Origin of the sequence: Methanosarcina sp. MSH10X1 (assembly GCF_004099695.1) — an archaeon.
Classification (GTDB): domain Archaea; phylum Halobacteriota; class Methanosarcinia; order Methanosarcinales; family Methanosarcinaceae; genus Methanosarcina.
Genome location: NZ_SCHL01000020.1, coordinates 26479 through 39979, shown reverse-complemented (window position 1 = coordinate 39979; position 13501 = coordinate 26479). Strand labels below are relative to the sequence as shown.

The window sequence follows — 13501 nt, the reverse complement described above, 5'->3', positions numbered from 1 at the left end:
AGGAAGAATTCTCTTATTCCTTCAATTTTCCTTCCTCAGATTCAGCTATTTTTCCTTTATTCTTCAATTTCCCCCTGCCTGAAAGTGCCGGGTTGCAGATAGGCTGGTAAAGGAAATATTTTTCCACATAAGCAAGCAACTCTTCATCCGAGATACAGGAAACCCTTTCCTCTTTATCATAGAGCTTCTGGATTTCGGTCTGGATTTTCAAGAGTCGGTTGTCGTCTTTTTCCACTATGGTTTCAACATCAAGAAGGTCATTTAAAGTTTCCTGAACCTTATACCGGATAACCTCCAGACCTGAGGAGTCCCCTATAAGCAGGAGCCGCTTTCCCCCTACCAGTTCCGGAGGGTAAGGTTCGTAATTGAAGGGATTTTTAAGGACGCCTGCGGCATGTATTCCAGACTCATGGGCAAAAATATTTTTCCCGACTACGGCTTTGTTTCTTGGAACCCGCAGCCCCAGTTCTTTTTCCATGAACCTTGCAAACCGAGTAACAGGCTCAAGATTATATCGCTCAAAACCTTCTACTCTGTCTGCCAGGAAAAGCAGGATCTTTTCCATTTCACTATTTCCCGCACGTTCTCCTATGCCCAGGAATGTTACGCTTGTCCAGTTTGCCCCGTGCCAGAAGCCTGCAATTGAGCTTGCTGACCCGAATCCGTAATCGTCATGGATATGGGTTTCTATATTTTTAACTCCGATTTCCTTTTTGAGGTGCTGGACGATTTTCGGAATTCCGTAAGGTTCGTCAATATTCATGAAGGGCATTCCGTACCCTACGGTATCACAGACCCGGATAATACAACCAGGGTCGATTTCCATAATTTTCTCAACGAGCGGGAAGACAAAACCGTAGTTATCTGCCCTTGTCATATCCTCAAGGTGTGCTCGCGTGCGTAACCCATGGTCCACTGCATACTGCAGGGCGTCCAGATATTTTTCTACGGCTTCTTCCCTGCCTGCGAGTCTCATCTTGGAAAAAATATGGGTGTCCGATACGGACATAAGGATTCCGGCTTCTTTAATCCCGTCGACTTCGAGGATTTTGTCTATATCAGCTCTTGAAGCTCTTGCCCAGCCTGTAATTTCAGGAAACTCGTACCCTATGTCGAACATAAGATCTACGGCATCTCTATCCCTTTTATTAAATACGAAAGCCTCGAGTTTCTCAATTCCTATCTCGTGCAGGTACTCGTAAATTTGAAGCTTGTGTTCTCTGCTCAGAACTATTCCCGGCATCTGGGAGCCGTCGCGAATAGTGCTGTCACTTATGTACACGTCGTTTCCATAAGGCAGCTTTAATTTGGGCAGATCGTCATATGATTCGTAAATTTTCATCGCTTTTCCTCCTTTCTTTCAGGCGGCAGGGCCCTGCATCGAGAGAGCGGGCTTTTACTGCGGGGTTTTCCTCTTAAAACATGTTTTCAGGTATACAGATCAGAAAATCAGTTGTATTTAACCGAAGAGCCTTAGCTTCCTATTTAAAAAACACTACTCGGAGGTCACTTCTAATTTTATTAAGCAGCATATTATTCTTATGTGCCTGTAATTAATTTATGATATGTTCTTATAGTTAAAATCTCTTTCTTCCAAAATACAAAATGTATTTTTATATTTATATATTTATTATCTCTAACATATTAAGATTAATAGAAGAGAACGATTATTCTTCGTGTTAGAATACTTTCCGGATACTATCTGAAAAAAAGGCGGCATGATATTGTTTTGGAAAATTGGTATAAATTTTTCTTGTGGAGAGTTAATCTTCGTTCTTTGCAGTTTCACGAAAGTTTACTTTCCTATCATGCCCTTCTTCACGATAATAAGGTATATCTACAACAAGTTATATTTATAATCAAGCTAATCTGAAAAATTTGATTTTAATTATTAAAATCCCGATCTTAATTACGTTTGTATGTGCCTGCATGAATATCTTTCAATAAAACGTATCTTCCGGCGCTGATTAAAATATGATCTATTTAATAAAATTAGTTATTATATCGACATATATTTAATTTACATTTCATATATTTGCTTTACTTTATCCCGAGGTAGAATATGTCCGAAATAGTAAGTGTTAGCGGAGGTCCGACAAAACCTGAGATTATTGCTGTATCCCTTTTCAAACTGGGGCTGCGAGACGGAGATCGGTTTGCAGATATAGGCTGTGGGACCGGTTCGGTTTCGATTGAAGCAGCAAAAATCGCTCGAAATCTGACTATCTATGCGATAGATGCTCGAGATGAAGCTTTGAGAGCCACTGAAACGAATTTCAAGAATTTCAATATAGAAAACGCCAGAATCTTAGCTGGTGAAGCCTCAGATCTCCTTAACTCGGAAGATTTTACTGATTTTGTCGATTGTGCTTTTGTCGGCGGGACAAAGAATATTGGCTCAGTGCTGGAGATACTCGTTAAGAAAAAAGCCCGAAGTATTGTGGTAAATGCCGTCCGTATCGAAACAGTTGTCAGGACAATTGAGGCAATGAAAAGACTCGGGATTTTTGATGAAGTAGTTCATGTTTCGGTTTCGAGAAGTGCACCAATTGCCGGAGAAACGATGTTCAAACCCGAAAATCCGGTGTATATCGTTGTCGGAAAAAAGCAAAAATGAAAAATTTTCCTGTATTGAATTCTGCGTTAAATTAATTTTTATAATCTACGGAGCGATAGCATGTTAATAGGAGTAGGACTTGGTCCCGGAGACCCTGAACTTCTGACCCTCAGAGCAGTGGACGTTTTGAAAAACAGCGATAAGGTATATGTTCCAGGCCGCATGGCAAAAGACCTGGTGGCTCCTTATGCAGATGCCGAAATCCTTGAGTTTCCCATGATAAGAGACATTGAAGTTCTCAATGCTCTCTGGAAGGAAAACGCTGACAGGGTGGCAGAAGAGGCGAGAAAAGGCAATGTGGCTTTCGGGCTTATAGGCGATCCTAACTTTTTCTCTACTTTTTCCCATCTTAAAAAGGTAATGCGTAAGCACTATCCGGACGTTGAGCTTGCAACTGTGCCTGGCATAAGTTCAATTACCTCCTTTGCTGCGAGAACTGATGTTGCGGTCGAAAGTTCTTTTGAAGTCAGTGACGGTTCTGAGGTGGGATACAAGATTCACCTGAAAGCTACTCAACCGAAAACTATAGTTAGACAGCTTGAAGCTGAAGGATACAGGGAGTTTATCTTTGCAGAAAGACTTTTTTCGGACAATGAGCTTATAATCCGCAAAAAAGAAGAAATCCCGGAAAAAGGGAACTATTTCAGTATCATTTACGGAAAGAAGTAAAATTGCCCTACGTAACATTCGCGGAATCATATATAACTTAAATAAAACACGAAAGCAAAGGGAATGGTCAGATGGAAAGAAAAGTGTATTTTGTGGGAGCAGGCCCAGGGAACCCGAAACTTATTACCATACTCGGTCGTGAGATGCTTGAAAAAGCCGACCTTGTGATGTATGCAGGCTCTCTGGTAAATCCCGAGGTGCTTAATTATACGCAGGGAGAAACAGTGGACAGCTATGGGCTGACTCTCGATGAGACCACTAAAATAATCGCGGATGCGGTGGATGCCGGAAAGTTCGTTGTTCGTCTCCACAGTGGAGACCCGTCTCTTTACGGTTCCGTCATAGAGCAGATGGAAGAACTTAGAAAGTATGATATCGAGGTCGAAAGAGTTGCCGGGGTTTCCTCGGTTTTTGCAAGTGCTGCAGCTCTTGGTACACAGTTGACTCTTAATGGCGTTTCAGACACGCTAATCATTACGCGCCCTGCCGGAAAAACCCTGGAAAAAGACCTTATCCCCGAGCTTTCTGCATACAATACTACTATGGCAATTTTCCTTGGCACGCAGAAGATCAGGGAAATTATGGAAAAGGTCCGCTGCCCGAAGGACACACCTGTTGCAGTGGTATTTCACGCCTCCTGGGAGGACGAAGAGGTCATTACAGGAACCGTGGAAGATATCGCAGACAAGGTCAAGGATGCAGGAATTACACGCTCGGCAATGATAATTATCGGTGGGGTTGTCGACCCTAAAAACTACAGGAGGTCTTACCTATACGGAGTAGCCCAGGAGCCGTTGTAATCACCTTTGAAAGGAACCGGGATATTGCGGCAAGGATAGCAGAACACCTGAAAGCCGACCTGCTCCTTTACGAAAAGGGCATATTCGAAAAGGCTTTTAAAAATTATGGGGTAATAATTGCGGTCTTTGCCACAGGCATCGTGGTCAGGGATATTGCTCCCCTTCTCGATAATAAGTGGTCTGATCCTGCTGTGATCGTGGTCGATTCAAACCTGAACTTTGCAATCCCTCTGCTTGGGGGGCATCACGGAGCAAATGAGATTGCCCGAAAAATTTCCGAACTCGGAGCAGTCCCTGTGCTTACGACGGCTACCGAGGTTCATGGTAAACCCTCAGTAGAAGGTATTGCTGACAGGTTAGGCTGCGAGATCTTCAATAAAGAGTCCACTGTAGCTGTAAACTGTGCACTCCTTGATCAGGAAATAGAAGTTCTTGAGATTAAGGGGCCCAGAATTGTTGTTGTGGATGAAGATGTATCAGTGCTGGTAAGAAGACGGCAGGAAAATGCAGAAGTAAAAGACGACAGCAGTAATAGCTAACTGAGCTGTCAATTACTTCTCTACACTTACGTAAACTAACCTGGCCGGGACTGTATTAAGAATCAGAGACGATAACGGATGATTATAGGAATCGGGACCCGCAGGGGCATTACGAAAGAAGAGGTTATTGAAGCTGTAAAGCAGGCTCTCAGTGAGTACAACCTGAGCCTTATAGAAGTTACAGCTTTAGCTTCTGCGAAACTTAAGGAAAATGAACAGGGGCTTCTGGAAGCGGGAAAGATGCTTGGCATTCCGGTGAATTTTTTACCGGATGAGATGTTAAACAGCTATAATCCCCCTTCATCTTCTCAGGCTTCCCGCTTCGGATTAAAAGGAGTTGCAGAGCCTGCAGCTCTGGCCCTTTCTGAAGAAAAACAATTGATTTGCAGGAAGAAAATTTATGGCAGAGTCACAATCGCAATCGCAAGATAAAGCAACCGGAGCAAAACTTTACATCGTAGGAATCGGGCCTGGATCTGTAGAACAGATGACGGTCAAAGCCAGGGATGTAATCCTTAATGCCGATTATGTGCTCGGGAACAGCACTTATCTGGACCAGATAGCAAGCCTCCTTGGAACTCAGGAAGTAATCCGCAGCTATATGGGTAAAGAAGTGGACAGGGCAAGAAAAGCTGTGGAGCTAGCAAAAGCTGCAAACGTCGTTATGGTCAGCGGCGGTGATACCAACGTTTACGGCATGGCAGGTATCGTGCTTGAAGTCGCTGAACACGAAGGGCTTGAAGTTGATATAGAAATCCTTCCGGGAGTAACGGCAATTTTAGCCGGAGCAAGTATGCTTGGCGCGCCTGTTGTGACGGATTTTGCAGTAGTCAGCCTGAGCGACCTTCTGACTCCGTGGGATGTTATTGAGAAAAGGCTTAACCTTGCTGCAGAAGCCGATTTCGTGATGGCTCTTTATAACCCGAAGAGCCGCAAGAGGCAGTCTAACTTTTCCAGAGCTATCGAAATTATCCGCCAGTATAAAGCCGACTCCGTGCCTGTGGGGCTTGTGAAGAACGCTCTGAGGGGTGAAAGCGAGGACAGGATCGTGACCACTCTTGGAAAAGTTATGGAATATGAGGATTGGGTCGATATGAGCACCACAATCCTTGTCGGAAATGGAGATTCCAGAATCTGGAGCTCCCAAAAGAAGGATTTCATAATCACTCCCAGGGGGTATCACAAGAAATATGACTACTGAACAGAACGCTAATGAGAAGGCCGGAAACCTCGAAAATCTTGAGGAATTTACCGAGCTTACAGTTGATGTTAATCCCGAACTTGTAAATATTTGTAATGATTCCGGGGCAAGAACTGAAGAAGCCAAAGCAATCTATATGAAAAGCCGGACAATGATTCAGAAAATTGTCGGGAACAAAACACCCGAAGATCGTTTCCGCCAGCGCTGCGTTATTGCTACAGGAGATCTTTCCGTAGCAGATATTATGCGTTTTATGCATGATCCCATCCCCTCAGGCGTGGAAGCAATTAAAAAGGGCGCCCCGATTTTCGTGGACATTAACATGGTAAAAGCCGGAATTACAAAGGCTGGGCACAAATCCGAAATTATCTGTGTACTCGATGAAGATCCTGATGCAGAAATTGCTAACAAGTACGGAATTACTCGCACGTCAGCAGGTTTCCTGGCTGCCCGTGACAGGCTCGATGGAAGTATTATTGCAATAGGAAATGCGCCTTCTGCCCTTATTATGGTTTGTAAACTTATAGAGAAGGGCGTAAGACCAGCTCTTATCATTGGGCTTCCGGTAGGTTTTGTAAATGCAGCCGAATCCAGGGAAATGCTAAGGAACCTGAGCATTCCTGTACCCTCAATCAGCTGTGTAGGGACAAGAGGTGGAACCCCGATGGCGGTTGCATGTGTTAACGAGCTTGTTGCAATTGCAAGAGAAAGTGAAGAGTAATACTTTCTCAAACTTTTCCTTTACATTTTAACCTCAGTTTCCAATCTTAAACTTTTTTCCCATTAATATGGTTGTCAATGCTGACTGGATCGGTGAGGGCGATGTTTCAAGATATTTTTATATGTCCAGGTCGCAAAGTGGAAACTATGTCTGGAAGAGCAGTGACAGTTCAAAATATAGAGACGCTTCAGCTACATGCAATATAAACGGATGTGAGCTGGAATAAGTTCCTATGCAAATCTGTCCAACTTCAAGTCTGCCTGTATGAACACGGAATAATAAATAGAGAATCTCTAAAGGTCTAAATTACCTAGCTTTATAGAATTTCTCAAACTTTGCTAAGCGTTTACTGAATCATAATTCAAAATTGTGATTAATTTAACTCAAAAATGCCCTCTACAGGGAATTTGTATAAGGTCTCTTTTTAAGTTTGCTTTGCTGCGAACGATTTTATTATTTTAATTATTTATTTATTTATTTATTTATTTATTTATTATTTTTTAGAATGATTTTTATCTTTACGCCTTAAATATATTTGCATAGTCCTTTTATACTTTTATACTAATTTACTTTGGGCTCTTTACAGCCTACATCCTCCTGAATATATGCAAATTCCATTTTGAATAAATATCTCTGCATATATTAGTTAAAATATTATCTTTCAAGGAGGTACACTATGAAAAAATCATACGCGATATTATTTGCTCTTGTAGTCTTGATCTCTACGACTGTGAGTGTACAGGCGCTGCAATCTAAAACAATAGAAAGGCACAATGGTGCTTCTGCGTACGCAAACTGGTATGAGACAAACGGTGATATGACTACCTATACGTACTTATCTGTAGGTGAATCCGATTATGGAACAGACATCTCTGTATCAACCACTACATACGGACCAGATTTCTATTCAGAAAAGTACGGATACTTATTTACAGAGGATGATGTCTTCAAGGCATCTAAAAAACTTAATTCTGCAAGCCTTTCTGGGGTTAAGGTTGATGTCTGTGACTACTACACAGGTGAAGCAGAGACTTTAACCATTCAGGCTGACTGGACTGGTGAGGGCGATGTTTCAACCGGGTCCTCTACATCCGGTTCAAGAGACGGTAACTATAAATTCAAGAGCAGTGACAGTTCCAGTTACAGATTGGCTTCGGCAACAGGCAGCATGAATGGCTACGATCTTGGAGAAAGTTCCGACGCAAGTCTTTCTAACTTCAAGTCAGCCTATATGAGCATGCAAAAATAAGTTCATTATAAAAATAAGTTTAATATAAAAATAAGTTCATTATAAAAATAAGTTTAATATAAAAATAAATTTATTATAAAAATAAATTTATTATAAAAATAAATTTATTATAAAAATAAATTTATTATAAAAATAAGTTCATTATAAAAGTTAGTTTTTTGTAATTGATTTTAAAGGATTTCGAAAGACCCGGGAATGAAAAACCAGTCTGCTACTATAGGATGTCAATAATCAACAGGTTGACTATAAAGGGTCTAACAAATTCTTTTTATTTCCCCTCAGAGAAACTGTAAACTGACTTAATTACTCTGCTTAGTTTTATTACTTTTTTTAGTTCGGTTTATCCGCATTTTAATTATTTACGAAGATTATCTTCTGGGCTCTACCATCCAGGTGTCTCCAATACAAATTTTACTATTAAGATATATACAAAGAGCTCTGATTTAAAACAACATAAACTTAATTTCACTTTGAGCGTATATTGCGGTCTTTTGAAAGCGAGTCAGGTGAAAAAATGGTGGCAGAAGATATCTGGTCCCACTTTGGAATGTGGTGGGCAGTTGGGCTGTGGATAATCATCTACGGAGTATTCTTGTTATTTGTGCCGTTCTATAAAAAGAGCCAGGTAAAGCCTGCGGGTGTATATACGGCATTTATTGTCGCATTTGCACTTGAGATGTTCGGTGTGCCTTTCAGCATGTTCGCTATAGGATGGCTCTTTGGCTTTACTCTCCCCGAAGGCATTTTGTGGGGTCATACCCTGGTGCAGTATATAGGCTTCTGGGGAATGTATCTCGGAATCCTGGTATCACTGACCGGAGCTGCGCTTGTAGTTTCAGGCTGGAATCAGATTCACAAGAACTACTGGAGTAAGGGCGAAGGGCAGGGAAAGCTTGTTACAACCGGTATTTACAGGTATATTCGCCATCCCCAGTATACTGGCTTTTTCATGATAACTCTCGGGATGATGATGGAGTGGGCAACTCTGCCTCTTATAATCCTTTATTCGTTGCTTCTTGTTCTTTATTTCAGGCTTGCAAAAAAGGAAGAAATGGATATAGAAAAGGAATTTGGTAACGAGTATCTCGAATACAAGAAGAAAACTAAGATGTTCATTCCGTATATTATCTGATAGTGGATCAAAAATTATGATACATCAGGGATACAGGCCAGTGTATCCGGCCTCTAACCCTGAGTTTTTAATTCTCCTTTTCTGTCCTTCTCAAATAAACCACTGGACATGGTTCTGGCGGATCATCCAGAGTCCAACCAGGATAAGCACTATTCCCGCTCCTTTTTTGAAGACCACGTCCCACCTTGATATAAGTCGGATTTTGGAGGAGGAAAAGTGGGCTGAATACGCGAGCAGGAGCATTGGAACTGCGAACCCCAGTGAATAAATTGCAAGGGTAATTGCACCGCTAGCAGCGTTCCCTTCCAGAGCTACCATGGTCAGGATCGAAGCCAGAATAGGGCCGACACATGGGATCCAGAGTACTCCGAGAGAGAGCCCGAGCAAAAATCCGGAAACAGGTCCGCCTCCATTCATTCCTGACAGCAGGGGGAATCTTGAAAAGATATTGAACAGGCTTATCTCAGAGAGTATTGCAAAACCCATTAGGAGAATAAATATTTCTGCCAGGATTTTCAATTGATTTATATATGTCTGGAAGGCTGCTCCAAAAGCTGAGGTTATTACACCCATTATAGTAAAGGATACAGAGACTCCAATTACTATCGCAAGGGGTCTTAACTTTCCTTTTCCTGCGGACGTTGCCAGTACTGCAGGCAGAAGCGGGAGGATACAGGGAGAAAGGACACTGAGAATTCCTGCACCAAATGCAGCCAGAGGGGAAATTGCATCATAAAACATGGTTCTTCAGGTTTGTAGTTTTAAGTTCTTTTATACAGCGTGGTTTTTACCGGATCTTAAGGTTGCCGGAAACCTGGACTTTAAGTGTGTATCGGATTCTGAAGATAGGTCTGTCCTCGATTTTTTAATTAAGATTTATCTTTCTCAGCCTGAATAAGGGCTAGATTCATAACATCTTCAAGTGTGCTTTTTTCCGTGGTGCCGAGTATTCTTGCCTGGAACCTGTCTGTGGTAACGCTTCCATCCGGCTTCATGTAGACATATTCCCCATCCGTAATACCGATGATTACAGTTGAATCAGGGATATAGCCTATTCCGAAATAGACTGCAAGATCGGGGCTCCTGTCTATGTCTATGGAGACAACTTTAGCCCTTCCTTCGTATTCAGTTGCCAGTTCTTGAAGCATAGGCTTCATAGCCTTGCACGGTCCACACCTCTCAGACCCGATTTTCATAAGAACCGGTCCCTGCTGGAGGGTTGTGTTTATTTCTTCAAGGCCTGCCACTTCAACAACATTGCCTTCTTCCTGGATTTCTTGAGAAGTTGTATTCTGTTCAGGCTCCGTTGCCTCGACAGCTTCAGTTCTCTCCTGGATAGCCTGGGTGTTCGCGGAATCTTCCTGGCTCTCTTCAGTACAGCCTGCGGTGAAGATTACGGTTGCAAGGAGGATCAATAGTATAACCAATTTCTTCATGTTCTCAACATTAATTTTTTATTTTGTAATATTCTGATATATGCGGTAAGTACATCACGTAAGAATTACCTGTAATGTGGTAATAATTCTCTCTTTTCACAAATAACCTTTATTTACGGTAATTGTGAAATCCTGATTCTGAAGTAGAATTATCAATAAACCTCAAATAATTAACCGTAAGGAAAGGAAATATACGCTCAGTTTAAGAGATTCGCGATTATAAAAAATATATTAAAAGAGCCTTAAATGACAGAACTATAAAAGTAACGCAAGAGATAATGGGAGAAATACAGGTAGGGGAAAAATAGGAAAGGGGAAAGAGATCCTTAAAGCACTAATATATAGCCTTGAGTTATATAGCCTGAGTTCGCCTCTTCCCGAGACTGGCCAATGGGGAGACTAGCCTATTGAGAAAAATTAAATACTCAGGAAAACGTGTAGACCTCTCCCAGTGAATTTTCCTTTCTTATTCCGCCTTACTTCTCATCCAGGATTTTTTCTACTGCGTTTACAACGGCTTCGAACTTTTCCTGCCATTCAGTACTATGTTCAAGCAGACCCTGGATTATAGTACCTTTATCTTCCATTTCTGCTACTCTGGGTTCAATAGGAAGTCTGGCAAGAACAGGAATATCAAAGTCCTTTGAGGCTTTTTCCACGCCTCCGCTTCCAAATACTTCGATTGGCTTGCCGCAGTGGGGGCAGATAAGCCCATGCATATTATCAACAAGCCCTATAATAGGCACGTTGAGTTTTTCAGAGAACCTGATTGATTTCCGGACGCTGATGAGGGCTACATCCTGAGGGGTTGTAACAAGCACCGAACCGTCGCAATTCGGAATCAGCTGGGCTACACTCAGGGGTTCATCCCCTGTGCCTGGAGGTAAATCTATTATCAGAAAATCGAGTGCTCCCCAATTAACCTCCTCCAGGAATTGTTTGATTGCTCCCATTTTGGCAGGCCCTCTCCAGATTATAGGGGAATCTTTGTCTCCAAGCAGAAAACCGACAGACATTACAGAAAGGTTGGGAAGTACCTGAACTGGAAGAATTCCCTCTCCGTTAATCTCGGGCCTTTGAGATTCTAGCCCGAAAATTGTGGGAATTGTCGGGCCGTGGATATCACTGTCAAGGAGTCCAACTCTATATCCACGCAGGGCCAGCCCTGCAGCAAGGTTTGCTGCAACTGTGCTTTTACCTACTCCTCCCTTCCCGCTCATAATCATAATCTTGCGTTTGATGCGCCTGAGGTTGACTACTATTTTTGGCTCCTCCGGCTTTTTCGATAAACTCTCAAGTGGTTGAACCTTATCTGTCATTTTTACCGCCTGTGTAAAACTTCCGTATTTTTTCCCGATTTTTTCAGATTTCTTGTTTATGTGTCAGCGCCTTCACTAATTTCTGTGTCTTCGGCACTGATATAGTTGCCGCCCTTTATTTCTATTGCTTTCCCTGTGCTAAGGGCAAGAGCTATTTTCATTCTGGCAGCTTTCAGGTCTTCCCAGAAAGCTCTCCTTGAGATTCCTACCCTTATGGCTGCGTCTTCCTGCCTTAGTCCTTCAACATCTACAAGTCTCAGGGCCTCAAGCTCTTCGACTGTAATGGATACAACCTCAAGGTCCGACAGCGGGACACCTCTGGGTTTGAAATATGTGACATCGGGCGTTTGCTCGACGCGTCTAGGGCACTTTGGTCTTCCTCTGCATTTTTTCATAAGTCACTTATGCACATTGCGGAATAAATATATAACAATTTCTATTTTTAAGCAGAAAAATATAAATATTTTTGTGCGAATGGGCGAAATTAACGTAGTTGCCTTTCATACAGTTCTAGATAATTCTCATGAAAGCGTGCATACCTGCAGGAGAATAGGGTCGTAAAGCGCCTCCGAATGTTTGAGTGCGGTGGATCTGGTGCAGGAGCAAGACACCATGGCCGGGGAAATCCTGCCAGCGGGGCAGGTCTCTTGTTATTTTTTATCTTACACTCTAACAATATATTTTTATGTCCTTCATGGAAATATTTATACCCTCAAAGCTTCTTTGTGATTATAATACCCTAATCGTGTCAAAAATCCGGGAGAAAAAAGTGTGCAGTGCGCGTTATGCAGGATTAAAGAATGCATGAGAGGTAAGAACTGTTCTGTCATTAAATCTGGGCTTGAGTATACAGGCGACGATCTGAAATCAATCCAGATTTCTGCCAGGCTCGAATCCGAGTATGTAAAAAGGACAAAACTGGAAGAAATTACAATCTATGCAAAAAGACTTGGGTACAAAAAAATAGGAATTGCTTTCTGTATTGAATATGAGCGAGAAGCCAGGCTGGCTTATGATATTCTCTCAAGGTATTTTGAGGTTTTCTCGGTTTGCTGTAAAGTATCCAGCTTCGAAAAAGCCAGCCTCGGAATTAAAAAATCCGAAGACCTGGAGTTTGAAGCCATATGCAATCCTATTGGCCAGGCTCAACTCCTGAATGACGATCTCACCGATCTCAATCTCATGATGGGACTTAAGACAGGTTATGATATTCTCTTTGCAAAACACTCGGAAGCTCCTTCGATAACATTGCCTGTTGAGGAACTGCCTCAGTTAACCGATTCAGAAATCGATATTATAGAATGAGATTTCTATAATGAATTCTCTGGTTCTATAAATTCAAATCCTGGAGAAACACATGCTTGAAAAGTCGAACACATCTGGATCCGATTGTGAGGCCGGATCTGAATGCCTGAAAATCCGAGCTCATCACCTTTGCTGCATCCAGGGTTTTCAGGGCTATGGGTACAGCCCGGTTTTTGTAGCCAATCTGCGGGCTGTAATTTCGGATATAAAGGCTTCCCCTTCAAGACCTCTGGAACTTGTATCCGAATGTGATGTAATCTGCACTTCCTGCCCAAGCGAAAGGGAATGCATTGCACAGAAATCAATAGCCTCTCAGAGGATCCGGGAGATGGATCTTGTTGTTATGGAGAAATTAAAGATAGCAGAGGGAACTGTTATGGAGGCAGATAAAGCCTTCAGGCTAATCAACTCACAACTGGCTAATGCATCCGATGTTGAAGAAGTTTGTGGATCCTGCAAATGGAGACAGAAATGCCTCTGGTATATGCAGGATGAAAGATAAGTTATGAAAAA

General features: G+C 42.2%; 16 protein-coding genes. 11 read left to right on the top strand and 5 right to left on the bottom strand.

The genetic code is table 11. The features are described 5' to 3' along the window. Positions 1–13: 13 nt before the first annotated feature. Entirely contained in the window at positions 14–1342 is a 1329-nt protein-coding gene (locus EQO05_RS12855; protein WP_128507138.1) for an isopropylmalate synthase, read from the bottom strand. A gap of 720 nt (positions 1343–2062) precedes the next feature. Between EQO05_RS12855 and cbiT the strand changes: the two genes are divergently transcribed. From cbiT to EQO05_RS12810, 9 genes are all read left to right on the top strand, one after another. Then, on the top strand, positions 2063–2617 hold the full coding sequence (gene cbiT, locus EQO05_RS12850) for a precorrin-6Y C5,15-methyltransferase (decarboxylating) subunit CbiT (RefSeq protein ID WP_128507136.1): 555 nt from the start codon (positions 2063–2065) through the stop codon (positions 2615–2617). 60 nt (positions 2618–2677) lie between these two features. After that, entirely contained in the window at positions 2678–3286 is a 609-nt protein-coding gene (locus EQO05_RS12845) for a cobalt-factor II C(20)-methyltransferase (RefSeq protein WP_128507134.1), read from the top strand. 71 nt (positions 3287–3357) lie between these two features. Further along, on the top strand, positions 3358–4086 hold the full coding sequence (locus EQO05_RS12840) for a cobalt-precorrin-4/precorrin-4 C(11)-methyltransferase (protein ID WP_128507132.1): 729 nt from the start codon (positions 3358–3360) through the stop codon (positions 4084–4086). A 23-nt stretch (positions 4087–4109) separates the two neighbouring features. Continuing rightward, the gene (locus EQO05_RS12835; protein ID WP_370273820.1) at positions 4110–4625 is read left to right on the top strand and encodes a cobalamin biosynthesis protein CbiG; all 516 of its coding nucleotides are present in this window, start codon (positions 4110–4112) and stop codon (positions 4623–4625) included. A gap of 78 nt (positions 4626–4703) precedes the next feature. Continuing rightward, on the top strand, positions 4704–5057 hold the full coding sequence (locus EQO05_RS12830; RefSeq protein WP_128507128.1) for a cobalamin biosynthesis protein: 354 nt from the start codon (positions 4704–4706) through the stop codon (positions 5055–5057). Next, on the top strand, positions 5026–5826 hold the full coding sequence (gene cobJ, locus EQO05_RS12825) for a precorrin-3B C(17)-methyltransferase (RefSeq protein WP_128507126.1): 801 nt from the start codon (positions 5026–5028) through the stop codon (positions 5824–5826). Before EQO05_RS12830 ends, cobJ begins: the two co-directional genes overlap by 32 nt. Beyond that, positions 5816–6547, top strand: a complete 732-nt coding sequence (locus EQO05_RS12820) for a precorrin-8X methylmutase (RefSeq protein WP_128507124.1) — start codon at positions 5816–5818, stop codon at positions 6545–6547. Before cobJ ends, EQO05_RS12820 begins: the two co-directional genes overlap by 11 nt. A 676-nt stretch (positions 6548–7223) precedes the next feature. Next, entirely contained in the window at positions 7224–7796 is a 573-nt protein-coding gene (locus EQO05_RS12815) for a hypothetical protein (protein ID WP_128507122.1), read from the top strand. 514 nt (positions 7797–8310) lie between these two features. Then, positions 8311–8928: an isoprenylcysteine carboxylmethyltransferase family protein gene (locus EQO05_RS12810; protein ID WP_205793811.1), complete on the top strand. Its 618-nt coding sequence runs from the start codon at positions 8311–8313 to the stop codon at positions 8926–8928. A gap of 90 nt (positions 8929–9018) precedes the next feature. Here the strand turns inward: EQO05_RS12810 and EQO05_RS12805 are convergent, their stop codons facing one another. The 4 genes from EQO05_RS12805 to EQO05_RS12790 form a co-directional block, all read right to left on the bottom strand. Next, positions 9019–9669 (bottom strand): cytochrome c biogenesis CcdA family protein, encoded by a 651-nt coding sequence (locus EQO05_RS12805; RefSeq protein WP_128507120.1) that lies wholly within the window; start codon positions 9667–9669, stop codon positions 9019–9021. 128 nt (positions 9670–9797) lie between these two features. Then, complete coding sequence (locus tag EQO05_RS12800) at positions 9798–10364, bottom strand: co-chaperone YbbN (protein ID WP_128507118.1); 567 nt, start codon at positions 10362–10364, stop codon at positions 9798–9800. 476 nt (positions 10365–10840) lie between these two features. Continuing rightward, the gene (locus EQO05_RS12795) at positions 10841–11683 is read right to left on the bottom strand and encodes an Mrp/NBP35 family ATP-binding protein (RefSeq protein WP_128507116.1); all 843 of its coding nucleotides are present in this window, start codon (positions 11681–11683) and stop codon (positions 10841–10843) included. A gap of 56 nt (positions 11684–11739) precedes the next feature. Then, positions 11740–12078 (bottom strand): DUF134 domain-containing protein, encoded by a 339-nt coding sequence (locus tag EQO05_RS12790; protein WP_128507114.1) that lies wholly within the window; start codon positions 12076–12078, stop codon positions 11740–11742. Between the two features lie 376 nt (positions 12079–12454). On the opposite strand from EQO05_RS12790, the gene EQO05_RS12785 reads away from it, so the two are divergent. Beyond that, positions 12455–12988, top strand: coding sequence for a DUF1847 domain-containing protein (locus EQO05_RS12785; RefSeq protein WP_128507112.1), 534 nt, complete (start codon positions 12455–12457; stop codon positions 12986–12988). Between the two features lie 52 nt (positions 12989–13040). Further along, positions 13041–13490, top strand: a complete 450-nt coding sequence (locus EQO05_RS12780; RefSeq protein WP_128507110.1) for a DUF1284 domain-containing protein — start codon at positions 13041–13043, stop codon at positions 13488–13490. Positions 13491–13501 lie beyond the last annotated feature (11 nt).

Coding starts and splice junctions, on each gene's coding strand:
- EQO05_RS12855 (WP_128507138.1), bottom strand. CDS start 1,342: ATGAAAATTTACGAATCATATGACGATCTGCCCAAATTAAAGCTGCCT.
- cbiT (WP_128507136.1), top strand. CDS start 2,063: ATGTCCGAAATAGTAAGTGTTAGCGGAGGTCCGACAAAACCTGAGATT.
- EQO05_RS12845 (WP_128507134.1), top strand. CDS start 2,678: ATGTTAATAGGAGTAGGACTTGGTCCCGGAGACCCTGAACTTCTGACC.
- EQO05_RS12840 (WP_128507132.1), top strand. CDS start 3,358: ATGGAAAGAAAAGTGTATTTTGTGGGAGCAGGCCCAGGGAACCCGAAA.
- EQO05_RS12830 (WP_128507128.1), top strand. CDS start 4,704: ATGATTATAGGAATCGGGACCCGCAGGGGCATTACGAAAGAAGAGGTT.
- cobJ (WP_128507126.1), top strand. CDS start 5,026: ATGGCAGAGTCACAATCGCAATCGCAAGATAAAGCAACCGGAGCAAAA.
- EQO05_RS12820 (WP_128507124.1), top strand. CDS start 5,816: ATGACTACTGAACAGAACGCTAATGAGAAGGCCGGAAACCTCGAAAAT.
- EQO05_RS12815 (WP_128507122.1), top strand. CDS start 7,224: ATGAAAAAATCATACGCGATATTATTTGCTCTTGTAGTCTTGATCTCT.
- EQO05_RS12810 (WP_205793811.1), top strand. CDS start 8,311: ATGGTGGCAGAAGATATCTGGTCCCACTTTGGAATGTGGTGGGCAGTT.
- EQO05_RS12805 (WP_128507120.1), bottom strand. CDS start 9,669: ATGTTTTATGATGCAATTTCCCCTCTGGCTGCATTTGGTGCAGGAATT.
- EQO05_RS12800 (WP_128507118.1), bottom strand. CDS start 10,364: ATGAAGAAATTGGTTATACTATTGATCCTCCTTGCAACCGTAATCTTC.
- EQO05_RS12795 (WP_128507116.1), bottom strand. CDS start 11,683: ATGACAGATAAGGTTCAACCACTTGAGAGTTTATCGAAAAAGCCGGAG.
- EQO05_RS12790 (WP_128507114.1), bottom strand. CDS start 12,078: ATGAAAAAATGCAGAGGAAGACCAAAGTGCCCTAGACGCGTCGAGCAA.
- EQO05_RS12780 (WP_128507110.1), top strand. CDS start 13,041: ATGCTTGAAAAGTCGAACACATCTGGATCCGATTGTGAGGCCGGATCT.